We start from the raw sequence: 24353 nt of genomic DNA, 5'->3' as shown, positions 1-24353 counted from the left end.
TTCATGTAAAGGGAAAAATTAAGCCTCGCAGAGCGAGGCTTAAGGCTGTTTATTGAGCCATGAACTCTTGGAAGTACTCATCAAGTACGCGGCGAGTTTCACGACCAATCAACTCATACTCGTGATGAGTTAGGTTAGCGAGTGACACACGTACTGATGCGTGTACCACATCGAAGCCTTTACCAGGAAGCAAGATAACACCGGTTTCGTGAGCAAGGCGGAACAAGAAGTCTTTACCTTTGTTGCTTGCTTTGAACCACTCAACGAACTCGTCGCCGTAAAGCTTGCCACCTAGGGTGTCTAGCTCTAGTAGTGTGTAGTAATCCACACGGTCTTTGTCTTCTTCGACAGTAATGCCCATGTTTTCGTAAAGCGTGTTGAAGCGCTCACGGATGATGCGTTTACAAGCGTCTTTGTACTTGTCTTCTAAATCCATTAGGCAGTTTAGAGAGAACATCGCCATTTGAACTTGTTGTGGTAGCGATAGACCCGCAGTGTGGTTTAGTGCTACGGCACGGCTGTCTGCAACGATGCGGTCGATGAACTTAATGTCGCGCGGTGTTGGAGTCAGTGTTTTGTAACGGTCATCAAGCTGAAGCTGCTGTGCTTCTGGTAGTGCACGCATCGCATCATCAAACACGTTGTTGTCTTGAATTGCGATAGTGCCTAGACGCCAGCCTGTTGCACCGAAGTATTTTGAGAATGAGTACACACAAAGCGTGTTGTATGGCAGTTTTGCAAATAGCGATACAAAGTTATCTGCGAATGTGCCGTACACGTCATCAGTAATGATGAATAGGTCTTTACGCTTCTCTTCAACAAATGAAGTTAGGCGGTCTAGCGTGTCGTCAGAGAACTTCACAGACGCTGGGTTTGCAGGGTTTACCACACAAAGTAGTTTGATTTGCTCGTCAGCTAGCTTTTCAATCTCAGATTGAGGAAGCTGCCATGTTTTTTCGTCTAGACGGATTTCTACGATTTCCAGTTCGTACTCAGAAAGCTCTGGGATTTCTAGGTACGGAGTGAAGATAGGTGTAGTCAGTGCAACCTTGTCACCTTTTTTCAACAGACCATTGTGGAACATGGTTTGGAAGGTGTAGGTCATTGACGCCGTGCCGCCTTCAGTTGCGAATAGGTCAAAGTTAGTCGTGGTTGGCATAGGGCCGTACATCTCTTCTGCGATGTATTGCTTAACCACTTTTTCGATGTTCACAAGCATGCGAGGAGGAACAGGGTAGTTACAACCTAGGAACGCTAGAACGAGTTCGTTTAGGAACTCTTGCTTGTCGATACCGAGACGGTCTTTCGCGTAGCTCAGTGCTTTTTCTAGGAAACGAACGCCTTCAGAGTCGCCTGCGTTACCTACGAACGTATCGAAACGCTCAACGATGCCTTTACCATCTGGGATGCCGCCGAAGCCTGCATCAAGGTATGCGTAGTTACGCTCAGCTTCTTGCATTGCGAAGTCCCCTAAGCGAAGGAAAGCGTGACGAGGTAGCGTAGCTAGGAAGTTAGGGTTACCACGGCCAGCATCCATCAGCATGCGGTCTGGAGTCGTTTTTGCCACTTCGATGAGTTTGTCTTTAAGTTCAAATGGGCTTAGGTTTTCGAATTGTGAGAAGTCGATGTTAGACATAATAAATTACCTTAAATTTTTCGATTCGTTAGCAAACGAACAGGTTCGTTTGGCTGAAATTGGGTTGAAAAGGCGGGACAGAACACTCCCGCTCATTTCAATTAATGCGTTACATTGGGGCTTGATTACATTGGAACATTGGTAGTAATGATGCCAACGATGATTGGTCCCCATAGTGTGAGCAGTACGTTTGCTACTGCGTAAGTCACGGTGAAGGCGAATACTGGAGATGAGTTACCTGCTTTCTCTAGTAGCGCAGCAAATGCTGGGTTTGCGCTTCGACCACCACTTACGGCTGCTAGGCCTTCAATTGGGTTGCGAATTTTCAGTACGTAGTAAGACACGAAGAAACCGATGAACTGAGGAATCAATGTCACACCAAATCCTAGGAATAGAAGTGACAAGCCGTGTTCTTGGATTGTGCTTACTGCTTGTGGACCTGCTTCTAGACCTACGATGCCGACGAAGATAGCCAGACCGAAGTCACGAAGGAAGTTAGATGCACCTACTGGGAACGAAGCCACACTTGGTTTTTTGCTTCGTAGCCAGCCCATCATTAGACCAGAGATCAAACAGCCAGCACCTGAGCCGATAGTGACCGGAATGCCTGCAATCTTGAAGCTGATCATGCCGATAAGAACACCAAGCGCCATACCAAGACCGAACATGACGTAGTCAGTCACAACGCTTGAGCCAAGGCGTTTACCAATGTTGCTTTCAACTTTGTTGATGTCTGTTGGTTTACCAGTCAACTGAATGATGTCGTTTTTCTGAACAACAAGTTTTTCAGTCACGTCAATAGAGTTGCCGCCACGGATGTAGTCTGTAACGTAAACACCGCGAAGAGCGTCTGCATTTGACTCTTGTTTAACCTGTTTAAGCGTTTTACCAATAAGCTTTTTGTCTGTTGCAATTAGCTGACGGTTTTCTTCGATAAGAGTGAATTTCTCGTCTAGGTCGACAACTTCTTGGCCTAGGTGTTTCGCGAACTTGTTCACTGCTTTACGACGACCAGTGACAACAATAACGTCACCTTCATTGATAGCTGTGAATTTCTCTAGTTCAATCTCTTTGCCGTCACGTTCGATAACTTCAATCGCAACGTCTACAAGCTTTTCGTTTACTTGAGCGATGGTTTTGCCATATACGCTGCAAGAGTTAGTCACTTGGAATGCACGAGACTCTAGTTGTGAAATCGCATTAAACTCACCTGGGTTGAGCTCAGGTTTGCCGCCAGACATCTTCTCAGCAAGCTTGATAGCTTCGCCGCGGATGTCCCATTTCATCATGGTTGGGATAATCCAAGTCACCATTAGGATTGGACCTAGAGAACCGAAGATGTATGTTACCGCGTAACCTACTGCAACGTTGGTTTGCATGATGTGCTTCGCTTCTTCAGTCACACCAGCTAACTTGCTGATTGCGTCACCAGCGGTACCGATGATTGCTGACTGAGTTAGACCACCTGCTGCAAGACCTGCTGCTGTACCACGGTCAAGGTCGAAGAACCACGCTGCCGCCAGAACACATAGAAGGCCTGAGACCGTCATTACAACAGCCGACATCAAAATGTTGATGGTTCTGAAGTTCAGTGCGCTAAAGAATTGCGGACCGCCTTGGAAACCTACGGCATAAATAAATAGTGCGAAGAAAATACTCTTAACACCTGGGTCGATATGAACACCAAATTGACCAATTAATACGCCCATTAATAGTGTGCCTGCGACACCACCAAGAACAAAGCGACCAATTGTTATTTTACCCACCAAATAACCTAGTGATAGGGTAATGAATAATGCAATAAATGGTGAGCTTTGAATTAAAGTATGAACAAAGTCCATAATATAGCTCCAGTTGAGTTTACATAATTAATTAAGAGTCTTCCGTGAAAGCTGAGTTGCAATCTTTGCTAATCAAGCATCATTGTTGTCTTGATGCGGTAATAATAAGTTGATTCGTCAGATTTAATAAATCACGTTTGTAGGATGAAGTCATCGTCAGTAGAGTTATAGTGGTTTCTTAATGATCGATTTTTCCTAAGTCGTTGATTTTTTTGTTGTTAAATTGACCGCCTGACAGTGGGGTTGATTCTTGATAAATATAAATTTTATTTAAAAAGCTAGTACGTGTTGTTTGTGTAGGGAATAATCCAAGTGTATGTGTGCTAGCTGGAAGTGAGTTGGCTATATATTATTAATGCGCTAGAAATAAAAACGCCTCGCTAAATAGCGAGGCGTTTTCTGTTGGGTTAAATTAGTTTGCAATAAACTCTGCATAGTACTCATCAAGTACGCGGCGAGTTTCGCGGCCAATCAACTCATACTCGTGGTGAGTTAGGTTAGCAAGTGACACACGTACTGATGCGTGTACCACATCGAAGCCTTTACCAGGAAGCAAGATAACACCGGTTTCGTGAGCAAGGCGGAACAAGAAGTCTTTACCTTTGTTGCTTGCTTTGAACCACTCAACGAACTCGTCGCCGTAAAGCTTGCCACCTAGAGTGTCTAGCTCAAGTAGCGTGTAGTAATCCACACGGTCTTTGTCTTCTTCGACAGTAATGCCCATGTTTTCGTAAAGCGTGTTGAAGCGCTCACGGATGATGCGTTTACAAGCGTCTTTGTACTTGTCTTCTAGGTCCATTAGGCAGTTTAGAGAGAACATCGCCATTTGAACTTGTTGTGGTAGCGATAGACCAGCAGTGTGGTTTAGTGCTACGGCACGGCTGTCTGCAACGATGCGGTCGATGAATTTAATGTCGCGCGGTGTTGGAGTCAGTGTTTTGTAACGGTCATCAAGCTGAAGCTGCTGTGCTTCTGGTAGTGCACGCATCGCATCATCAAACACGTTGTTGTCTTGAATTGCGATAGTGCCTAGACGCCAGCCTGTTGCACCGAAGTATTTTGAGAATGAGTACACACAAAGTGTGTTGTATGGCAGTTTTGCAAATAGCGATACAAAGTTATCTGCGAATGTGCCGTACACGTCATCAGTAATGATGAATAGGTCTTTACGCTTCTCTTCAACAAATGAAGTTAGGCGGTCTAGCGTGTCGTCAGAGAACTTCACAGACGCTGGGTTTGCAGGGTTTACCACACAAAGTAGTTTGATTTGCTCGTCAGCTAGCTTTTCAATCTCAGATTGAGGAAGCTGCCATGTTTTTTCGTCTAGACGGATTTCTACGATTTCCAGTTCGTACTCAGAAAGCTCTGGGATTTCTAGGTACGGAGTGAAGATAGGTGTAGTCAGTGCAACCTTGTCACCTTTTTTTCAACAGACCATTGTGGAACATGGTTTGGAAGGTGTAGGTCATTGACGCAGTGCCGCCTTCAGTCGCGAATAGGTCAAAGTTAGTCGTGGTTGGCATAGGGCCGTACATCTCTTCTGCGATGTATTGCTTAACCACTTTTTCGATGTTCACAAGCATGCGAGGAGGAACAGGGTAGTTACAACCTAGGAATGCTAGTACTAGTTCGTTTAGGAACTCTTGCTTGTCGATACCTAGACGGTCTTTTGCGTAGCTCAGTGCTTTTTCTAGGAAACGAACACCTTCAGAGTCACCCGCTTTGCCTACGAACGTATCAAAGCGCTCAACGATGCCTTTACCATCTGGGATGCCGCCGAAGCCTGCATCTAGGTAAGCGTAGTTACGCTCAGCTTCTTGCATTGCGAAGTCACCTAAGCGAAGGAAAGCGTGACGAGGTAGCGTAGCTAGGAAGTTAGGGTTACCACGGCCAGCATCCATCAGCATGCGGTCTGGAGTCGTTTTAGCCACTTCGATAAGTTTGTCTTTAAGTTCAAATGGGCTTAGGTTTTCGAATTGTGAGAAGTCGATGTTAGACATAGTAAATAACCTTTAATTCAGTCTGTACGTAGATAGTTAATCTTGATGATGATGGCAATATTGATCTCACCAACCTTTGTTACATTCCTATGCGGGTAACGAGTACCTTGTCCTGATGAGAAAATATTAAGGTAAGAGTGGGAAATGAATAAATCGCTTTTGTAGGGTGAGTCCATCGGGTACGTGAAAATGAAAAAAGCTGCCATATGGCAGCTTCTTAATATTAATCGATATGTATTAGGTCTATATAAAACTTAGCGAGTGCTAAAGATAGAAAAACAAAAATCACCATGATGAGCGGCGTTTGTATATCGAAGCTAGGCGTTAAATGCAGTGGTCCGTTGGTAAGAACAACAAGCATCTGTGGTCCTATCATTTTTTGCAGAGGTTGTTTAAAGAAGTCACAACCAATCGACATAACCATCAAGTTAGCAAAATAGAAAATGGCTATCTGCCATGCTTCCGTGAGTGAAGGTAGAATCAACACAAACTGAAGCAAGACGAAAGTTGCAAAAATAATGAATCCTAAAATGACATTATTAATATAGGCTTTCGGCATCGAGGTCATCGCATTAGCCATGACGCAGGCAAGCATCGGGAAGATAGTTCCCCCGGGAATTGCTAAATATATCCAAAGCAGAAACGCCGAGATGATCACGCAAACATTTTGAGCGACGACCACTAGCCTTTGCTGATAGTTAGTGAATAACGTTAGACTACGTTTAGTCTCTTTATAAAGAGTTTCGTCATCCCATGTAGAGTCTAGCAATAAAGTATGCAAATCGTCGCGACTTAGCTCATCAATACTGTTTTTGTTGACAGTATTACCCAGCTCAGCGCATCGATGGCTGTGCCAATCTAAGTCAAACAACTCTGGTTGTTCTAATCTATCTGCCGACTCGATAAAAGACGCTAATACGATGCGATATTTATCGATGTTGCTTTTCAGGTCGTAACTCCCGTGGAGTGGCAGCGCAAGCAGCGATTTTGCTCGTTCAATGTCCGCTCTAAGAGAATTGAGTTCGAGTTTCTTATCGTGGTCAAATCGATAGTCGACGATAATTTTTCGGTATTGTTTTACCAAAGTGGCAAACTGCTCAAAAATTAAGTCTTCCGTTTTTTCTGGCCATAGAAAGCTATAGACAAAGGTGAACACCAATACACCGAGAATCGTCTCTTGTACTCGGGTAATTGCCATATTGAATGTCGTGACATTGTCAAAGTTGCCGACAAAAGCAATCAGAGTACATACGACGAATGCCATTTTGAATAGGTAACCGTGATGCAGACAACCACCTAAATAGATAAGGATCGCGGCGACGGCTACGAAGGCTGTCACAAAGAGGGCTGGGTCTTGAGGAAACAAAGACACCAATATGAACGCTAGAATGGCACCAATACCAGCCCCTAGAATACGTTCTCGCCCCGTTTTCAAGGAGTGGCCAAAGGACTCGTGGGTAGAGAGAATGATAACGGTGGTCGCAGCCCAGTAGGGCTTTTCCCAACCAAACGATAACGCTAGCAAGAGTGCTAGCGGTACCGAAATAGCTAGTTTTAGAGCATTATGCATATCAATCTTCATGTTCTACTCAGCTTGTTGATGTTTACTCACTAAAACGGATGCCGTTGCGCCGACGATAAGTTGAATGTCTTCCGGTGGCTTATCCAGTTTGATTTGCACCGGAATACGCTGCGCTAGACGGATCCATTGGAAGTTAGGGTTAACGTTCGGTAATAAAAATGAACCGGTGCTGCCATCGGCTTTGGAAATGCCGTACCCCATGCTTCTTACATGACCCGCCAAAGGGCGATCAGGGTGAGACATAAGCGTGACTTGAGCGAGCGAGCCAGTTCGAATGTGGCGAAGATCGGTCTCTTCAAAAAAGCCTTCAACCCAAAAACTGTCATCATCAATTAACGCCACAACCGGTTGGTTGGCTACCACCTGAGAACCTTCTTGAAGGTTTAAGTTAGTGATGTAACCGTCAGTGGGAGCAGTCACCGTTGTGAACTCAAGATTTAATGACGCTGACTCGTATCCAGCTTCAGCAGCTTTTACATTTGCGCGAGAAGTCTGCACGTCGTTGGCGAGGTTGTTGAGAGTCAAAACAGGTACTGCGCCAGGTTTGCGACGTTCAAGTTCTGCAGAACGCTTCTCTTCGTTAATAGCGCGTTCAAGAAGCGCTTTAGCTTGAAGTAGGTTCGCGTATGCTTGATCTTTTGCTGCCTCAAAGGTGCTTGGGTCGATTTTAAACAGCACGTCACCTTTTTTGATGTGACTGTTGTCTTCAACATTGAGCTCGATTACTGGGCCGGTAACGCGTGGTGTGATCTGAATAATATCAGCGCGAACCTGACCATCCCGTGTCCATGGGTTCTCGATGTAACTTGCGTAGTTGTCATAGGTGAAATAACCAGCAATGGCCAAAACAGCAATAGTAGTGATGAGTTTCTTTAACACGGGAAAACCTTTCTTTGAATTACGACCAAACGATATATTTGTTGAGCAGAACCACGTAAACGGCTGCAATAGCAATCTCGACCAACGCATAACCAGCGAAGTATCGGTGCCATTTTCTGCGCACGATGAACTTACTTGTTATTAGGGCTAGTAAATAACCGCATGCGCAGGTGAGCAGAAGAGGGGGGAAATAAATCCCGGCAAACTCAAGCTCGTGGGGCATGCTGAACGACAGTTCATTCATAGTGTGATTCGCCTTTTTCAAATAGTAATTTCGTATCAGAAAAGGAAACGGAGAAGGAGCTGATACGTTGATGAAGTCAAGGTTACATGGGATGTGTCTTTTCAATAAATCGGTTATGTAGGATCGTACCCTCTGTTTTAGCTAACACTCTGTTCAACAAAGGTTAGTTTGAGACGAATAAGTTGAAATTTTCGCGGGAACTGAATAGTGTTGATAACAGGGTATTAACAAAGGACGGTTGAGATGAACATTGGAATTTATATCTACAAAGACGTCGAGGTATTGGATTTCGCAGGTCCGTTCGAGGTGTTTTCTACGGCAAATCGATTTTTGCCTGATGAAGATAAGTGGAATGTGAGTTTACTGTCTAGCAGTCATGGTGAAGTAAGTGCCCGTGGAGGTTTTAATGTTCAGTCGGATTACTCAATCCTCAGCCACCCAAAGTTGGATGTGGTAGTCATCCCCGGCGGTATACATGAGCCAGAGATGACCAATGTGAAATCTATGGACTGGATCGCGAAAGTTTCCAAAGAGGCTGATTTAGTCTCTTCAGTGTGCACAGGTGTCTTTTTGTTGGCCCAAGCTGGGGTTATTACCGATCAAACCGTTACCACCCATTGGGAAGATCAAGGTGATTTGAAAGCACAATTTCCTAACTTAACGGTCAAACCCGACGTTCGTTGGGTTGATCTCGGTCGCTTAGTAACATCTGGCGGAATATCAGCCGGTATAGATATGAGCTTGAGGCTCGTGGAAAAACTAAAAGGTAGGGAGATAGCACTAAAAACGGCAAAGCAGATGGAGTTTGATTGGAATGAGGACGGGGTTGTTTTATGACTTTAGTTATCAGAAAAGTTGAGATTCCCGTTACCGAGGAGTTAGTTAACCTCTCTGTTGACGAAAGCCAACTCTCTTTTGTCGGCATTACTTCAGAAATTGTCCACGCGAGCTTATCTAAACCCCTAGAGACACAATGGGTCGTCTATTCCAATGAAATAGCTGTAGGTTTCTTTTTACTCGACCAAGATTATGCCAACACGATGAAGGATGCGCCCGCTGGTGCGGTCGGCTTACGTGCATACTTTATAGACCAACGCTATCAGGGGCTTGGCCTTGCGAAGTCGTCACTGAGTTTAATTACTGAGGAGTTCGATTCTTGGCTTAGCATAGCCCCGTGTGACCTGTATTTAACAGTAAATTGCAAGAACACGATTGCCTATCAGCTGTACCAAAAGGTAGGTTTTGTGGACACAGGCGAACTGTATTTAGGCGGTGAGGCTGGTCCGCAGCACATTATGTGCTTCAAATCAAAGAAACCACGCTAGATAGGACTATGATGCACGCTTCGTCTTTGACGGTGTGAACTATTTTGTCGTCGTTAACCTGCTTTTTTTGTCGTGAGGTACTCACTTGATTTCTAAATTGCCACGTTGGATTGAGTCAGGCGCTTTCATTCTTGCGCTACTTGCAGGGACGGTAAACGCGGTAGGATTGATGGGATTTCAGCATCAAGCGATCTCTCATCTATCGGGAACGGCAACATTGCTTGGTACGCAGCTTTTTAATGATTGGTCGGCGGCAGGGTATTTGTTTGCGATCGTCTTAAGCTTTTTAGCTGGTTCCGCTATCTCCGGGCTTTTCATCTCTAATGTATCGCTAAAGCTTGGCCGTCAATACGAATGGCTACTTTGTATCGAGAGCTTGTTTTTATTTATTGCTGCCTATTTTCTCTTCCAAGGTTCGCACATGGGAACCTATTTCGCTTCGGCTGCGTGTGGACTACAAAATGCGCTTGCGACAACTTTCAGCGGCGCAGTTGTCAGGACGACCCATGTAACTGGGATCGTGACTGACTTGGGCATCATGATTGGTTCTTCACTGCGTGGTGAACCCTTCGATAAACGAAAAGCGAAATTGTTTGTGACCATCGTTTTTGGTTTTGTTTTAGGGGGCATCGTAGGGGCTATGTTGTTCTATAAGCTGGCTTTTCTTTCACTTGCCGTACCTGCAACGGCTTGTATACTACTGGCTATCGTGTACCGAATTTACCGTAAGCGCATTGCTTACACGAACAGAGCGAATTAAGGAAAGAGAATGGCGCTTGAACAATGGATTGTCGATGCTTTTACCGATATACCTTTTCGAGGTAACAGTGCTGCTGTCGTGATTGTAGACAACTACGATGACGTGCAGTGGATGCAAAACGTCGCGATTGAAAATAATCTCTCGGAGACCGCATTCCTAAGAAAGTGTGCTGACAATCATTACTTTATTCGTTGGTTTTCGCCGATAACCGAAATTGATTTTTGTGGTCATGCAACCTTGGCTTCGTCTCATGTTTTGTTCGAGCAACTTGGACTAACTGGCGAGATCAAATTCTCGACGCAATCGGTAGGGGATTTACTGGTATCCAAAGATGAAAGTGGAAGGGTAGAAATGAGCTTCCCTATTCGTAAACCACTTAATGTTACTGATATTCCCCAGCAGTTACTCAATGGATTATCGATCACACCGAAACAGGTTTTGCGTAGCGAACAAGCCTATTTTGCCATTTATGACGATGCGAAACACGTTACTGAATTGGTCACAAACAATGCGGCACTAAAAGAACTTTCCCCTTATGATGTGGTTGCTACGGCGCCAAGTAATGTTTCGGAGTATGACTTTGTCTCTCGTTATTTTTGGCCAGCGAATGGTGGAGATGAAGACCCCGTTACGGGTTCAATTCATGCTGGACTCATGCCTTATTGGTCAGAGCGACTTGGTAAACTCAATTTGACGGCCTTTCAGGCGTCAAAGCGCACAGGTGTTTTATACGGTTTACTAAAAAATGACAGAGTTTTGATATCAGGTGATGCCGTATTATTTGCTAAGTCACTACTATTTGTTTAGTGTGGCGAGCAAAACATAGTCAGGACAATAACAGCGCGTTAGAACCTGCATAGATGAGTAGAAGAGTCATTAAATGAAGCTTTCAAAACGAGAGAGTCGCGTAGTCAATAATGCTATTGATACGTGGCTGGAAGAGGGGGTCATCGATCAAGAAGACCACAATAAGCTCAAAGGCAGCTATGATGTCGCGACGATAGATTGGTCGCTCATTGCGAAATACTCTTTTTTGGGTAGCAGTACTGTGTATTGTGCTCAGTGTGCTGTCAGTACTTCTGGATAAATGGCTGATCGAACTCATCCAAAATATTTTCAGTGCTCCAGACATCGCCAAAAGCGTCTTTTTTGCCATTGTGTCTGCAGCATTTTACCTTTTTGGAGTGAGAAGAAAAAAACAATCACCAGACAAAACCTTTAGTAACGAGGCGTTTTTTGTACTCGGAATTGTCAGCACGGCGATATCGATCTATTTCATTGGACAAGTCATTGAAACAGACAGTCTCTCCAAGCTTATTTTGCTTGCGTCCATTGTTTATGGGTTATTGGGGCTCTGGATTCCATCGCTCTTAGTTTGGGTTTGCTCGCTGTTTAGCTTGGGAACCTGGTTTGGTTTCGAAACCTATCAATGGAGTGACAACGGCTATTTTCTTGCGATGAGCATGCCTTTACGATTTGTCGTATTTAGCGCTTTCCTTATTGCTTTGGGAATGTTCGCATCGACCCGATTCAAGTCGAAGGAAGATTTTGCTCTAACCACTCGAGCGTTTGGCTTGATCCTATTTTTCTTGTCGCTTTGGGTTGTTTCCATCTTCGGTAATTATGCAGACTTTGCAGATTGGGGAGATGTGAGCCAGTTCTCATTGATACATTGGTCGCTGTTGTTACTAATCGCCTCAATCGCTGCTCTTTATCATGGAATCAAGTTTGATGATGAGTTGAATCGAGGGTTCGGTCTTATTTTTATCTTCGTCAATTTGTACACTCGTTTTATTGAGTACTTTTGGGAAGGGACGCATAAAGCTTTGTTCTTTGCAGTTTTGGCCGCCAGTTTCTGGCTCTTTGGCACCAGAGCAGAGCAAATCTATCGTTTAGGTCAAAAATCACGAACAGAAGAAAGCCCAGCAGAGTAGCAGGCTCGTTCGAACTCCATAACCTCAGGCTAGTAAGAGGTTATGGAGACCTGTGGTTGCTGTTAAGGCTTAGAATCGTGCGTTGATAGAGTTTTGGGGTTAGACCGCTGATACGTTTAAAAGATCTAGAAAAGTGAGATATATCAGAAAAGCCAAGTTGGCTTGCAATATGAGTGAGCGATAGGTCTTCTCCCATCATCTCTACAGCGACAGTAAACACAAGATTGTCTTTTATGTGCCGGAAGTTGGTGCGTTCTTCGTTTAAACGTCTTTGCAAAGTCCTAGGCGACATCTTTAGTAGTTTAGCAGCGTTGTCCAGTGTGAGGTTATGCTCCCTGACATAGGGCATAAGGGCTGTAAACACTTGGTCGGTAAAGTTAGCATGCCATGTAACTAGTGGTGCTTTCGGAGCAGAGTCATTCGACGATATTATTGGTCGTTGTTCTAGAATCTCATCTTCGATTAGCCACTCAATTCGCTCGTTACTCACGAAGTATTGAGTAGAATTACCGATTATTGCCTTATATAGCTCGATTTCATCATGCTGGACCTTAAGTTGTTTTGGTGTCCAGTTGGTTTTCGTTAATGCCCTAATCATTTCTATCGCATAAACTACCGCCCATACCTCCGACCAAACGAAAGGCTGCGAGGCATCATAATCTCGTTTGCACCAATACCATGTTCGACCGTGCGTAGTTTCTAGGCCGACGCGTACATTTGTTGAGTCGAAGGCGAAAACATCACGCGAGCATTCTAGCGCTTCTCTAACTGTCTCACACTCCGCAAATTCACCAAGAAGTCTTGGCAAGGCCTTCTGTTTGATGGCTGTTCTGATGAGTTCACCAAAGTTATTCATCCCCAGCTGATTGCCAAGTAGATACAACAAACGCTTCACGGGTTCTTGAGGCAAAAACTCTTGGTCGAGCTCAAATAAGTCAGGGGGTAAGCCTGAGTCACGAATCGCTTTGTGTGGGTCTTCGTTATATTCACGAAATAGCTCGAGTAATATTCGAGCATAACCTGACTTAATCAGGCTCGTCATGGGTTCTGGATTGCTTGACATGGTTTAGCTTTATCAGTGGTTGTTATCTTAGATTAGTATTTTGGCGTGAAATGGCAACTTTTGGCGAACGACTAATATACCCTTATCACTGGATGAGAAGTGTTCATCTACTTATGGTTTACGTCGCTAATCTACTAATTTTTAAAGCAATTAATTTTAAATTACTAGCGATATAGTCTATACCTAAAAGGGTCTAAGTCTCAGAGTTGTAAACAAGGGCTGTGTAATGAGCGACAAAACAGAATTAGAAAAAAAATCAGACGAGAGTGCAGAGCAAGCCGAAATGGATAGGCAGCAAGCTGATGCAAAACAAAACAAGGTTAAAAAAGTCACCAACGGATTGATAGTGCTAATCCTAGCCAGCCTTGGGTTAAGTATTGCATCTGATCGCATCATACCGTCAACTGACAATGCTCGTGTTCAAGGATATGTGGTTCCGGTAAAACCTCAGGTATCGGGTCAGGTTATTGATATACAGGTTCAACCAAACCAACTTGTTTCTGAAGGCGATGTACTTGTTAGTCTCAACCCCGTTGATTACCAAATAGCGGTAAAAAAAGCAGAGCAAGATCTTGAGATTGCCGGACAAAACGTAGGTGCACAAACGGCAAGCATAGCATCCGCTCAAGCGAGGTTGACGAGTGCGACCGTTGAACGTGATAACGTCGAGCTACAAACAAGGCGCGTTTTAGGTCTTGCAGAGAAGGGCGTAGTGTCAGTATCTGAGGCAGATAAAGCACGTGCTAGCCTTGCCACTGCGCGTGCAAATGTAGCAAACGCACAAGCCGACCTAGATCGCGCGAACAAGCAGCTTGGTGCAGAAGGTGAAGAGAATAGCCAGATCAAAGCGGCACTGTTGGCTTTAGAAAAAGCGCAATTGGATCTCGAGCGTACCGTTGTTCGCGCGCCAACCAATGGTGGTGTCTCAAACTTCAGCCTGTCAGAAGGCTTTTACGCGAGTGCGGGTCAGCCCATCATGACATTTGTCTCGACTGACAGTATTTGGATTGAGGCATATTTTCGAGAAAACAGCTTGGGTAACATTCAGCCAGGTAATGAAGTTGAGATCGCTCTGGATTTTGCTCCCGGTAAAGTGGTGAAGGGGACGATATCTAGTGTTGACTGGGGCGTTGACTGGGGGCAGAGCAACCAGGCAGGCAAGCTAGCTCAAGCTAATAATCAAACAGGTTGGTTACGACAAACGCAGATGCTGCCGGTTAGTATTGAGTTTGATACAGCGGATACCACTGGGCTATTAAGAATTGGCGGGCAAGCAGATGTCGTCGTATATACAGATGACAGCACAGTGTTCAATTTGTTAGGAAAGCTTTGGATTCGAGTTGTAAGTTGGATGTCGTATGTCAGGTAAAATACTGAGCGGCCAAGCAACGAAGGTATTGCCAGCAGCGGTTCAAACGCGGATATTGCGTTTCACACTCGGTGTTGCACTCGCTACATTTCTGGCTGCTTGGATAGATTGGCCACTTGCTTTTGTAGCGCCGATTTTCACGGCGAAGTTCTTGTTTGAAAAACGGGTACTTCATGTCGATATCGTTTATGAGTTGCTACTAGCAATGATCGTCACTGTGGCGATTGGCGTGGCACTAAGTCTTGGTTTTTCGCAGTATCCAGTGCCTATGTTAGCGAGTGTCGCCGGTTTGATGATGATCGGTTACTTCTTGTTCTTAGATCCAAAGTGGAACTTGTTCGCAACCATCCTTTTAATGTCTACTTTAATGCTGCCATTTATGGCTATTCAAAGTACTGGGACAACCATCTTTCTCGCCATAGGACTGAGCTTATCTGGGGCTATTTCCGTCGGCATTTTTGCTCTACTCCACATTTACTTACCTGAGCGAGAAGAGCAGCACGCCAGTTATCAAGCGGTGTCACTATCGGATGAATTTCGATGGTTCTCTGCGCTGCGCGCTTTGATTATCGCGTTTCCAGTGGTTAGTGTGTTTTTTATTTTTCAAATCTCCGAAGCCTTGTTATCGATGATTTTTATCGCGCTGCTTTCCCTGATGATCACAGGTGAAAAGTCGGTAAAACTGAGTGCTTTTCTTCTTATCAGTAACGCGATTGGTGGCGTGATTGCGATTGTCGTATTTGGGGTTTTAGCCTTAGTGCCTAATATTGCCTTCTATACATTGTTCATCGCTTTATTGGCGATCACGTTAGGCACCAAAATGTACACAGAGTCAGCAAAAGCGCCGATTTACGCGACAGCCCTCAATACGGCTCTTGTATTGATTGGTACCACGCTCATGAGCTCTGGCGTCATCGATGAAAAAATGTGGATACGTTTGGGTTTGCTCGCACTAGTCGCTGTTTACATGGTCGTTGCTGCCTTCTTTATCGAGACTAGGCAGTGGAAAATACTGGAATTTAAAGGCCAGATGACCAAGACCTAGGTTTTGTCATTTGGTAATAGATAGATAATTCAGGTCATATTTGACCTTCTAAAATCAAACTCAGGAAAATGATATGTGGAAAGGGATTTCAGTCGCAATTTCATTATTCATCATTGGAGGTTGTGCCTCCAATGCTCACCCGCCCGTTACCTCAAATGACGCGTGGACATCAGAGCTTATGGAGTCTCGACGTTGGCGTGATTCTGATGAGCTAGATCAAGACTATCTGAAGCTTGCCTCCGAAAGTCTATTACCAGTGCAGCCCGCCAAAGTTAAAGTGTTAGGTACTGAGCAAAAGGATGCTATACAGAGCTTAGCAACGAAAATCTATCTGATTGAAAACGCTAAACACACTATTGATATGACGTATTACATTTTTGCTGACGATTTAGCGGGTAAGGCGACGCTTGGTGCATTGTGTAAAGCGGTAGAGCGTGGCGTAGATGTTCGCATCATGGTGGACAGTTTAGGTTCATATAGTCTGAATAATGGAAACTTAAAAGGCTTAATGCAATGTGAAGAGGATGCAGGCTATATCCTAGATAGAGCAGGGATGAAGACAAACCAGAAAGCCCGAGTACAAGCGGTAATATTTAACGCATTAACTGAGGGCGATTCTCGTTGGAACCATCGTTCACATGACAAGCTTTTTATCGTTGATGGGTTTTATAACGAAGATGCTTATGTGATTACCGGTGGCCGCAACATGTCACTGCATTATTATGGGATCAATAGCGATGGCGAGAAGGATCTCTCAGCATTCCGCGATATCGAAATTATGCTCAGACCTTTATCGGATGCCAAAGTCAACGAAAGTCCAAGTCGCTTGAGTGAATACTACTTCACGGTTTTGTTTACTAAACCAGGCAATAAGAAGCTCGATACTTGGTCATCTTACAACCGAGATCGTGAGCTATTGCTACAAGCCTATGCACAATTGAAATCCAACTCGGAGTTCAACCAAGCCTACAGCTCGGTGTCTAGCTTTGTCCAAGAAGGGTATCGAACATCAGATACGAAGTTTGCTCATGAACTGGATAACCTAAACGCGGATGATGTTGTTGAGCGCTACAGCACGAATAAAAGCGCTAATGCGAACTCTATTAGTGGAATATTGGCAAAAGCCGCTTATACCGACACCAGTTTAAAAACGATTAAAGTGGTGTCGCCGTATCTCTTTTTACAGTCAGAGCTTTTAAAAGATGAAGGTGTCATTGACAGAGATCTAAACACTGCGCTTCGATGGTTGGAGCAAGATCCTGAGCGAAACATTGAAATCATCACTAACTCAGTACTGACAAGCGACAATTTCTTCACTCAAGCAGTTATAGACATGCACACTGTGCCAACGCTTATCATGTATGACGATGAGCTTAAAAAAACTTGGCTTGAAGATGACTTAACGAATAACGAACTGAACGCGTCTTTCTTGAACTCAGAAGCTTGGCAAACGGCGATTAATCATCCAAGGATAAAGTTCTATCAACTGGGTAAGCCAGACTCTGTATTACTCGGTGGTGACCAATTTTATGGAAAACTACACGCTAAATTTCTTATCATCGACGACAGTGCATTCGTAGGGACGACAAACCTCGATTTTCGCTCTCTGCTGTACAACAACGAAGTGGGTTTTTTCTTGACTGGCGATGAGATTATCAATGATCTCAATCAGCAGTTTGAGCTTCTTAAACAAGACTCTCTTCGATGGGGAAGCGAAGAATGGATTTCAATGCGAAATAAACTGCGCGAAGTAGGTGGGACAAAAGGGCGAACATCGGATAGTCAACGAGAAATCTATGAGCTATTAGAGTCTACAGGGCTTAAATATCAGTTCTAAATTCGTTGCTGTTTAATTTATTTCACTACTTATCCATCGTTGTGGCGTGTTTTGGCAAACAGAGACCTATCAGAACCTGTATGTTCAAAAACCATACAACGATGGAGATAAACATGATTGTCCACTTTAGAGTCCAAGATATCGAAACGCTCTGGCTACATATTGATTTGGCCACGCATTTACAAACTAGACTGAGATATGTACGGTTTTAAAAACTAAACGCCCAACCTACCATCGGGCCCTGCTGAGTGACATCCACTTGTGTAGTGCCCGAATCATTTTGAATGTTTAAGTAGCGATATCCAAACCAAATATTATTCAACTCACTTAAACGGTACATGCCAGCAAGGTTTATACCTCGGTTCACATCGTTGTCACCAGCAATACTGCTGTCTACCGTCAGGCTTAGGCCCCAGTCTTGATTAAACCAATGCGCGTATTTGAGACCGACTAACCAATCAAACTGATGACCAGAGGACTTGATGGGGGCAATGGGTGTACCATTGATATTGACTCCAACGTTAAAACGACTGTAGGTGTGTCTAACGCCAGTTAAGAGCACTAAGCCGCCAGCCACTTCATATCCTCCAAACAAATCGTTTAATGACATGGTCGCGTCTACATCTATATTAGCGGTGATATCGGGTATAAACGGGGTATTAGGACTATAGGTAGATGATGTATCGCTCTTGATGTGAAGATAATTGGTTCTGAAACCGAATAACCACTTATTCTTTTGCGCGTAAAAATCTCCCATGATGCCAAAATTCAAGTTCTTAACGATATTTGAGAAAGGGATGTCGATATCGGCACGACCATCTGCGTCACCCGCGGTGCCAGAGATACTGGGAGTCCAAATCATTGGGAATACCAAAAGAAACTCCCATTCATCGTCACTACTTGCCCTGTCGTTAGCAGACAAGGGAGGGCAGATAATACTAGATAGTAGGATAGGGTATAGATACTTGGCCTTCATCGTAATTCCTTTACTCAAGCAAGTTTCGATATCGAAAAGTTCACTGAATCAGCAGGTTAACTTAAAGGATAGATTATCCATTAAAGAGTAGGAATTGGTGGAGGCATAAAAAAACGAGCTCAGAGCTCGTTTTTCTTTCCATTAAATATGTAACTGTAAACCCTCACCGGCCAGCCGTATTCTGTGTATTCTTTAGCCAGGACTTCGGCAACTTCTGGGGTCACCTCAACTCGTATCCAATCGCCAATACCAAGAGGTTGGAACTCTATAACTCTGCTCTTCATTGGCTTCTCCGCGCAATTTATAAATAGTATTTCGTGAGAAATCTAACTGCTATTTAAGAAATTAGCTTGGAATAAAGGTTATTACTTACCTTAAAATGCCAACTAACGAAGCAAAGCTATAGAATCGATTAATCCTTCAACAAATGTAACCCAGCAGGCAAGGCATCACCGAATAGCTTTTTCGAGTCGGATTCTGAAAGCTCTTTCACCTCGGATACTAGTTCGAGCCAGTTAGTAGGTGCCTTTGAGGTCTTCAACTTGTCCATAACTTGTGTCCGATAATCATCAGAAACGTCTAATGAACGATCTCCTGTCTTGCGGCACATAAGAACGCAAGCAAACGCCGCCATTGGCTCTTTAATCCAGTTTTGCTCAAGAAGTTTTGGCAGCCATTGCTCGACCTGCTCTCGAGCTATCACGTTATGTTGGCTACCATAAAGCGGTGTTCGTGATGCAAGACGGCCAAGAGCCCACCAGTGCGCTTGTTCGAATTGAGACTGATTAATCGCTTTGCTTAAGTACCAAGTCGCTAGCAGAACTTTGTCGTCAACGTAGAGGTTTTCTAAGCTTGCTGACAGCCTAACCATTGCCTCGTAACCCTTATCCTTGGCACCTTGGAACGTCTTAGCATTCTTCATCGCTCCTGGGTGAAGGTACTTAGCAATGTCACCTAGGATAACCTCTTGCTGTTCTTCGTTCAGTCCTCCGGACACGCGACGCCAAAATGTCCACCACTCACTCCAGCCTTGAGCATTTTGGAATTGGATGCCTTGCTGATACAAACCCCATATTTGTTCCATTCTCCAAGAGTCAGTTGCGTCACCAAACCCCGGACGCATACAGAAACCAGTAAGTCGAAGCCAGTTCTTTTCATGCTGCTCCGAGCGACGGCGACGTTTGCGGCCTAATGAAAAGCTGTCGACGAGTGAGCGAAGGGTGTGAAAATCCCACTCATCTTTTTTGCCTAAGCTCTTTTCTAGCGACTTCGCGAGAATCTTAATCTCTTTACTGTCGGCACTATTCTTATTACCACTGTATAGGCGTGAGATAAGCTCTTTACTGGGCTCTAGACCAGGATGAGCTTGAATGGTTTCTTCTTGGGCTTGTTGATTCCTAACCTCAAACTCTAACTCCCATCGCTGCTGCTCATCCTCGACGCTTACACTTCGATCTTTAGTGTCCCGACTTCCGTTAACTGACACGCGAGTTGCACTTCAACACGCTCTTTTTGGTTAGCGTTGAGTTGTTTTTCGTTACCTTGTAACGTACTGATGTAAGGTGGTAGCGGGTTGAACTGATCCGGGTCGATATGGGTCATCAAGCCATTCTGAACCTTTTGATGCTCACCAAAGTAATCATGCGTCGAAGTCAGTAGATTGAATCGGACAGGTTCACCTAAAGTAAGTGCGAAGCGACGGCCTGTAAGTCGAATCTCTTGTCCTTCTTCCGTACCTTTTGATAGTAAACATAGTGCTTGGCCAAGCTTGTTCTTTTCTTGCAGATGAAGGAAGTAGGAGCGCGCACTGCCACCACCAATCTTTAATTGAGCCCCACGGCGTGCTTTGGCAAAGGCCACGGCTCCAAGAGCCACTGACCAATCCGGATGTGGGTTGGAGAGCAGTGAAATAGGAGATCCTTTCCAGTTCTCTACGATATCAACGATACGGCGTGTGACGAGTTCACTATTGAAGACACCGCCATTGAGCAGGAGACCCACAGGGATCGCTGGCTCTGAACCATCGTTTAATGCTTCTTTAGACACTTCTTGATGTAAATGCAGGAACTCGGAGACATGTTTGCTAACGGCTGGATCGGAGACATACGGCAAGCCGAACTCCACGACTGCGCTACGCTTCTTATCTGGCAACTCTCCGAATTCGGTTTGAGGGAAGAAACCTTCGAGCGCAATCTGGTGAACTTCGGACTTACTGAGCGCGATGCTTTTGGTGCCGCCAATCAGTCGCGAACCACTACCAAGCATAGTAATTTTCATTTCTGATGGTGCACCTTCAGACAGCAGTGCTTCTTTTGCTTTTCTGGTTTGCTGAATAAGTTTAGTGAGACTGGCAGCGTTCAGTTTCTTCGACTCATTGAATCGTTGCTCAGCCATATGGGCGAGCGCCAAATCGAGGTTGTCGCCACCTAGCATTAAGTGCTCACCCACGCCGATACGGTTCAGCACTAGCTCTTCGTCGTCGTGTTTTGCTTCGATTAAACTGAGGTCAGTAGTACCACCACCTACATCACAGACTAAAATCAATGGCACTTGCGAAAGCTCTTGTGACGCTGTTTCTTTGTGTCGAGCATACCAGTCGTAGCAAACTGCTTGAGGCTCTTCCAGTAAGTGAACTTTTGGAAGGCCGGCAAGCTTTGCCGCTTGAAGTGTGAGTTTTCGAGCTGTTTCATCAAACGAAGCGGGTACTGTGATTACGACGTCTTGGTCTTCAAGCTTGTTGTAATGGTGTCTATGGTTCCACGCCTGACGGATATGATTGAGATAACTTGCACTTGCGATAACGGGAGAGACTTTTTCAACATCTTGAGCACCTGCCCAAGGAAGGATGTCGTCTTCACGATCCACGGCAGTGTGTGACAACCAACTTTTTGCACTAGAGACCTGACGACCCTCTACTTTTGCACCTAGCTCTCGCGCCCATTCACCAATGATTAGGTTTTGGATGTCCCCTTTAACTGGTTCGTTTTCCCACGGGAGTGTCAGATCGGAATCCGAAACTTGTTGCTGCGCAGCATGATAGCGGAAGGACGGCAAGAGCGGTTTCCTTACTACTTCGCCCGGACCAACAAGCTGGTCTATTTCAAAGAGTTCAACAGGGGAGTTAGAAAGGTCGTCTTGAATTTCACAGTATGCAACAACCGTGTTGGTTGTCCCTAAATCGATGCCGACCAAATATTGTGCGGATGCCATGACACGCTCCAGTTAGGGTTTTGAAAAGGGAGAGAGTGGAGATAAAAAACGGCACATAGCGTGCCGTTTCATCATAGTTATTATTAAGCGTCTTCGCGAACGTCGAACTCAACGTGCCATTTTTGACCGTTGTCTGAAGCGATTGCCTCAAGATAGAGAGTACCGAGCTCAGTTACACGTGATGATAGCGTCACTGGAACAACGTCTCCAATATTGCGCCCTTCAGATACTGGCAGAGTCACTTGAATCTCTGGCAGTTCTTCAAGTTCTTCTGGTCTCCAGTAATCTAGGTGGACACCTGCTTCGTCTTCGCGGCGAGTTGTCGAACCAAAGAATTGGAAGTGAACAGGCTGACCGATGACTAAACCAAACTCTTGGCTCGGTACCTGCACGCTGCTGCCTTCTTCCATGCCAAAAGGAGCCACGCATAGAGCTTCCATTGGAGGAGCCATGCCTGGGATCGCAGGCATAGCGCTCTCGATACCGATATAGTAGCTAGACGCGATACCACCGCGAATACGAACGCCTTGGCCGCGACGTACGCTTCCGTAATAGGCTGCACCGCTCGCAACCGCAAGGTCAAGATCGAGGCCTGAAAGCATTTTCGCTTTTTCTGCATTGGCTGATTCTAACCAGCTGTTAATCGTATTGAACAGGCGATCAGAGAGTAGCTTAGACTTCAGTACACCACCGTTAAACAGCAATGCTGTTGGTTTGACAAACTCGGGTGCAGCTTCCATTCCTGGAATACCTGCAAATGCGTTCTCGGTCGCGTTACTTTGACGGCTTAAAAACGCGGCAATGTGACGAGTAATCGCGGCATCTTGAGCGTAGGGTAGACCCATTTGAGTCAGTGCACCCCGAGCACGTTGTACAGGATGCTCTTGAACACCTACCTGTGGGAAGAAGCCGTCAACCAGAGTTTGTTGCACTTCTTGCTGAGTCAATTCAGTTTTTAATGTCGCGCCGAGTAGCTTAGAACCACGGCTTGGAACAACAATTGGTACAGCTTGAAGTTCAGCATCATTGAGCAGCGCTTCTTTTGCGTCACGACAAGCGTGTGTCATCGCCTGTACTTGCCATGGTTGAAGTTCTTTACCATCTTGCGCGAGCTTCATCTTAAGACGATACGCAAGCGCAAGGTCCATGTTGTCGCCACCAAGAAGAATATGCTCACCAACCGCTACTCGTTCTAAGTTTAAGTTACCGTCTTCTTCGGTAACGGCAACAAGAGACAAGTCGGTAGTACCACCACCTACATCGACAACCAAAACAACATCACCGACGTTGACTTCATCACGCCATTTATCGTTACTGTTATCAATCCAGCTATAAAGTGCAGCTTGTGGCTCTTCCAAGAGAGTAAGGTGCGCAAGACCAACATTGCGTGCCGCTTCTGCTGTTAGATCGCGAGCTGCAGGATCAAATGATGCTGGTACCGTGATGGTCACATCTTGCTGTTCTAGAGCATTATCTGGATGCATGTGATTCCATGCATCTTTCAGGTGCTCTAGATAGAGTTCTGTTGCTCGAAGAGGTGACACTTTGCTCACTTCTTCAGGGCTACCTTGTGGCAGAAAACTATCACGACGGTTCACACCACCATGGCATAGCCAAGATTTAGCGCTTGCTACCAAGCGAATAGGTGTTTTTGAGCCAAGGTTACGTGCTACTGCACCAACCAATGCTTTTGGCTCGCTCGTCCAAGGCAGCGTGCGAGAGCCGTGACCCATCTCGTGTTCATGTGGTTGATACAAGAACGAGCCAAGCTGTTTATATGACTCAACTGTCCCTGGGGCGGTTAGCTGAGGAATGGCGACGACTTCAACTTGAGCGTCTTCGTTTTGAGTGTCGATAAACGACATAACACAGTGTGTCGTACCGAGGTCGATACCTACACTGTATTTTGCAATAGTTTGGTCTTGAGTTTGCACTGAAGGTTCCATTATAGCTCCACCTCTGCAGGTGCGATGATTGATGCGTTGTAGTTCTCAGAAAGCTTAGGCAGAGTGACTTTATCTGCCTTCCAGCCTTTATGGACAAGCGTACCATTGAATGGTGCATTGCCCGTGACATTGCCGGTCAGACGCACAGACTGAGGGTCGAAGCCTTCTTCGATTGAAATGCGAGTCTCTTCTTCTTCATTGCGAATCGGAGATAGCTCGAAGTACTCAGTGATAACCTTTTTACCACCAGAGTGAACCACACGTGCCGCAGCGCCAACTTCTTCATCTGAGAATGATGTTAGGTCTTCTTGAAGGAAGTCGACCATACGTGCTTCTTGTTGCATCAGCGAAAGTAACTGCATCGCAGAATCGGTTGAAGCGGTTGCAAGTTTGGATTCTACTTCCACAACTTTCTCTACCACTTTTTCGACTTCTACGACTTTTTCAATTTCTACGATTTTTTCTACTGGCTTTTCAACCTCGACAATCTTCTCTACTGGCTTTTCTACCACTTTCTCGACAACTTTGCTCTTACGAGACACAGCAATAGCGAGTAGTAGGACGCTTGAAGCGGCTAGGCCAGCGTGCAGCATGTCGAAAGTCGTTGGGATAACATTTAGGTCGAAGTTCATAGGGGTTTCTCTATGTGTCAGTCATTAGTAGTTAATTTTGGGGCGAAGTCTAGCATAATCAAGGCTCTTAGCGC

At 45.1% G+C, this 24353-nt stretch carries 20 protein-coding genes and 2 pseudogenes; 9 read left to right on the top strand and 13 right to left on the bottom strand.

Annotated features, from left to right (window positions below; all coding sequences use genetic code 11):
• Positions 1-49 precede the first annotated feature (49 nt).
• The 7 genes and pseudogenes from AC6I8Y_RS08535 to AC6I8Y_RS08505 all read right to left on the bottom strand — a co-directional run bounded on the left by AC6I8Y_RS08535 (position 50) and on the right by AC6I8Y_RS08505 (position 8182).
• Positions 50-1636 carry a bifunctional aspartate transaminase/aspartate 4-decarboxylase gene (locus AC6I8Y_RS08535; RefSeq protein WP_498019904.1) on the bottom strand — a complete coding sequence of 529 codons (1587 nt, stop codon included), beginning with the start codon at positions 1634-1636 and terminating at the stop codon, positions 50-52.
• A gap of 125 nt (positions 1637-1761) precedes the next feature.
• On the bottom strand, positions 1762-3477 hold the full coding sequence (gene aspT, locus AC6I8Y_RS08530) for an aspartate-alanine antiporter (RefSeq protein WP_394154828.1): 1716 nt from the start codon (positions 3475-3477) through the stop codon (positions 1762-1764).
• Positions 3478-3889: 412 nt separating this feature from the next.
• A pseudogene (locus AC6I8Y_RS08525) lies at positions 3890-5477 on the bottom strand (bifunctional aspartate transaminase/aspartate 4-decarboxylase).
• A 17-nt stretch (positions 5478-5494) separates the two neighbouring features.
• Entirely contained in the window at positions 5495-5683 is a 189-nt protein-coding gene (locus tag AC6I8Y_RS08520) for a hypothetical protein (protein ID WP_498019903.1), read from the bottom strand.
• Between the two features lie 17 nt (positions 5684-5700).
• On the bottom strand, positions 5701-7047 hold the full coding sequence (locus AC6I8Y_RS08515; RefSeq protein WP_498019902.1) for an FUSC family protein: 1347 nt from the start codon (positions 7045-7047) through the stop codon (positions 5701-5703).
• Positions 7048-7062: 15 nt separating this feature from the next.
• On the bottom strand, positions 7063-7938 hold the full coding sequence (locus tag AC6I8Y_RS08510; RefSeq protein ID WP_394154178.1) for an HlyD family secretion protein: 876 nt from the start codon (positions 7936-7938) through the stop codon (positions 7063-7065).
• 19 nt (positions 7939-7957) lie between these two features.
• Positions 7958-8182, bottom strand: coding sequence for a DUF1656 domain-containing protein (locus tag AC6I8Y_RS08505; protein ID WP_042472885.1), 225 nt, complete (start codon positions 8180-8182; stop codon positions 7958-7960).
• A gap of 243 nt (positions 8183-8425) precedes the next feature.
• Here AC6I8Y_RS08505 and AC6I8Y_RS08500 point away from each other — a divergent pair, with 243 nt between their 5' ends.
• The 6 genes from AC6I8Y_RS08500 to AC6I8Y_RS08475 all read left to right on the top strand — a co-directional run bounded on the left by AC6I8Y_RS08500 (position 8426) and on the right by AC6I8Y_RS08475 (position 12201).
• Positions 8426-9019 carry a DJ-1/PfpI family protein gene (locus AC6I8Y_RS08500; RefSeq protein ID WP_498019901.1) on the top strand — a complete coding sequence of 198 codons (594 nt, stop codon included), beginning with the start codon at positions 8426-8428 and terminating at the stop codon, positions 9017-9019.
• Positions 9016-9507: a GNAT family N-acetyltransferase gene (locus AC6I8Y_RS08495; protein WP_498019900.1), complete on the top strand. Its 492-nt coding sequence runs from the start codon at positions 9016-9018 to the stop codon at positions 9505-9507. The genes AC6I8Y_RS08500 and AC6I8Y_RS08495 overlap by 4 nt, the downstream gene beginning before the upstream one ends.
• A gap of 85 nt (positions 9508-9592) precedes the next feature.
• Positions 9593-10267, top strand: a complete 675-nt coding sequence (locus tag AC6I8Y_RS08490) for a YoaK family protein (protein ID WP_394154173.1) — start codon at positions 9593-9595, stop codon at positions 10265-10267.
• A 9-nt stretch (positions 10268-10276) separates the two neighbouring features.
• On the top strand, positions 10277-11074 hold the full coding sequence (locus AC6I8Y_RS08485; protein WP_252014526.1) for a PhzF family phenazine biosynthesis protein: 798 nt from the start codon (positions 10277-10279) through the stop codon (positions 11072-11074).
• 73 nt (positions 11075-11147) lie between these two features.
• The gene (locus tag AC6I8Y_RS08480) at positions 11148-11354 is read left to right on the top strand and encodes a hypothetical protein (RefSeq protein ID WP_498019899.1); all 207 of its coding nucleotides are present in this window, start codon (positions 11148-11150) and stop codon (positions 11352-11354) included.
• Complete coding sequence (locus AC6I8Y_RS08475; RefSeq protein ID WP_498019898.1) at positions 11332-12201, top strand: hypothetical protein; 870 nt, start codon at positions 11332-11334, stop codon at positions 12199-12201. Before AC6I8Y_RS08480 ends, AC6I8Y_RS08475 begins: the two co-directional genes overlap by 23 nt.
• A gap of 40 nt (positions 12202-12241) precedes the next feature.
• Here AC6I8Y_RS08475 and AC6I8Y_RS08470 read toward each other — a convergent pair whose 3' ends face one another.
• The gene (locus AC6I8Y_RS08470; RefSeq protein ID WP_498019897.1) at positions 12242-13264 is read right to left on the bottom strand and encodes a helix-turn-helix domain-containing protein; all 1023 of its coding nucleotides are present in this window, start codon (positions 13262-13264) and stop codon (positions 12242-12244) included.
• Positions 13265-13547: 283 nt separating this feature from the next.
• Here AC6I8Y_RS08470 and AC6I8Y_RS08465 point away from each other — a divergent pair, with 283 nt between their 5' ends.
• From AC6I8Y_RS08465 to AC6I8Y_RS08455, 3 genes are all read left to right on the top strand, one after another.
• A complete protein-coding gene (locus AC6I8Y_RS08465; protein ID WP_498021467.1) occupies positions 13548-14633 on the top strand; it encodes an HlyD family secretion protein in 1086 nt (361 codons plus the stop codon).
• Positions 14623-15678 carry a DUF2955 domain-containing protein gene (locus AC6I8Y_RS08460; protein ID WP_498019896.1) on the top strand — a complete coding sequence of 352 codons (1056 nt, stop codon included), beginning with the start codon at positions 14623-14625 and terminating at the stop codon, positions 15676-15678. The genes AC6I8Y_RS08465 and AC6I8Y_RS08460 overlap by 11 nt, the downstream gene beginning before the upstream one ends.
• A gap of 73 nt (positions 15679-15751) precedes the next feature.
• Positions 15752-17515 carry a phospholipase D family protein gene (locus AC6I8Y_RS08455; RefSeq protein ID WP_498019895.1) on the top strand — a complete coding sequence of 588 codons (1764 nt, stop codon included), beginning with the start codon at positions 15752-15754 and terminating at the stop codon, positions 17513-17515.
• Positions 17516-17723: 208 nt separating this feature from the next.
• On the opposite strand, the gene AC6I8Y_RS08450 is transcribed toward AC6I8Y_RS08455, so the two are convergent.
• The 5 genes and pseudogenes from AC6I8Y_RS08450 to AC6I8Y_RS08430 all read right to left on the bottom strand — a co-directional run bounded on the left by AC6I8Y_RS08450 (position 17724) and on the right by AC6I8Y_RS08430 (position 24279).
• Positions 17724-18491: a hypothetical protein gene (locus AC6I8Y_RS08450; protein ID WP_498019894.1), complete on the bottom strand. Its 768-nt coding sequence runs from the start codon at positions 18489-18491 to the stop codon at positions 17724-17726.
• A gap of 119 nt (positions 18492-18610) precedes the next feature.
• Entirely contained in the window at positions 18611-18775 is a 165-nt protein-coding gene (locus tag AC6I8Y_RS08445; RefSeq protein ID WP_234495978.1) for a hypothetical protein, read from the bottom strand.
• Between the two features lie 128 nt (positions 18776-18903).
• A pseudogene (locus tag AC6I8Y_RS08440) lies at positions 18904-21701 on the bottom strand (Hsp70 family protein).
• An 83-nt stretch (positions 21702-21784) separates the two neighbouring features.
• Positions 21785-23647, bottom strand: coding sequence for an Hsp70 family protein (locus AC6I8Y_RS08435; protein ID WP_498019893.1), 1863 nt, complete (start codon positions 23645-23647; stop codon positions 21785-21787).
• Entirely contained in the window at positions 23647-24279 is a 633-nt protein-coding gene (locus tag AC6I8Y_RS08430) for a DUF2760 domain-containing protein (RefSeq protein WP_042472908.1), read from the bottom strand. Before AC6I8Y_RS08430 ends, AC6I8Y_RS08435 begins: the two co-directional genes overlap by 1 nt.
• Positions 24280-24353: the final 74 nt, after the last annotated feature.

The sequence above is a fragment of the Vibrio sp. KUL78 genome (genome assembly GCF_059725505.1).
Note: the sequence above shows the minus strand (reverse complement) of the source record. Positions and strands in the feature narration are given on the sequence as shown.

Excerpts from the sequence above, each read along its gene's own strand:
- AC6I8Y_RS08535 (WP_498019904.1), bottom strand. The coding sequence starts at position 1,636 with ATGTCTAACATCGACTTCTCACAATTCGAAAACCTAAGCCCATTTGAA.
- aspT (WP_394154828.1), bottom strand. The coding sequence starts at position 3,477 with ATGGACTTTGTTCATACTTTAATTCAAAGCTCACCATTTATTGCATTA.
- AC6I8Y_RS08520 (WP_498019903.1), bottom strand. The coding sequence starts at position 5,683 with ATGGCAGCTTTTTTCATTTTCACGTACCCGATGGACTCACCCTACAAA.
- AC6I8Y_RS08515 (WP_498019902.1), bottom strand. The coding sequence starts at position 7,047 with ATGCATAATGCTCTAAAACTAGCTATTTCGGTACCGCTAGCACTCTTG.
- AC6I8Y_RS08505 (WP_042472885.1), bottom strand. The coding sequence starts at position 8,182 with ATGAATGAACTGTCGTTCAGCATGCCCCACGAGCTTGAGTTTGCCGGG.
- AC6I8Y_RS08500 (WP_498019901.1), top strand. The coding sequence starts at position 8,426 with ATGAACATTGGAATTTATATCTACAAAGACGTCGAGGTATTGGATTTC.
- AC6I8Y_RS08495 (WP_498019900.1), top strand. The coding sequence starts at position 9,016 with ATGACTTTAGTTATCAGAAAAGTTGAGATTCCCGTTACCGAGGAGTTA.
- AC6I8Y_RS08485 (WP_252014526.1), top strand. The coding sequence starts at position 10,277 with ATGGCGCTTGAACAATGGATTGTCGATGCTTTTACCGATATACCTTTT.
- AC6I8Y_RS08480 (WP_498019899.1), top strand. The coding sequence starts at position 11,148 with ATGAAGCTTTCAAAACGAGAGAGTCGCGTAGTCAATAATGCTATTGAT.
- AC6I8Y_RS08470 (WP_498019897.1), bottom strand. The coding sequence starts at position 13,264 with ATGTCAAGCAATCCAGAACCCATGACGAGCCTGATTAAGTCAGGTTAT.
- AC6I8Y_RS08465 (WP_498021467.1), top strand. The coding sequence starts at position 13,548 with ATGGATAGGCAGCAAGCTGATGCAAAACAAAACAAGGTTAAAAAAGTC.
- AC6I8Y_RS08460 (WP_498019896.1), top strand. The coding sequence starts at position 14,623 with ATGTCAGGTAAAATACTGAGCGGCCAAGCAACGAAGGTATTGCCAGCA.
- AC6I8Y_RS08455 (WP_498019895.1), top strand. The coding sequence starts at position 15,752 with ATGTGGAAAGGGATTTCAGTCGCAATTTCATTATTCATCATTGGAGGT.
- AC6I8Y_RS08450 (WP_498019894.1), bottom strand. The coding sequence starts at position 18,491 with ATGAAGGCCAAGTATCTATACCCTATCCTACTATCTAGTATTATCTGC.
- AC6I8Y_RS08445 (WP_234495978.1), bottom strand. The coding sequence starts at position 18,775 with ATGAAGAGCAGAGTTATAGAGTTCCAACCTCTTGGTATTGGCGATTGG.
- AC6I8Y_RS08435 (WP_498019893.1), bottom strand. The coding sequence starts at position 23,647 with ATGGAACCTTCAGTGCAAACTCAAGACCAAACTATTGCAAAATACAGT.
- AC6I8Y_RS08430 (WP_042472908.1), bottom strand. The coding sequence starts at position 24,279 with ATGAACTTCGACCTAAATGTTATCCCAACGACTTTCGACATGCTGCAC.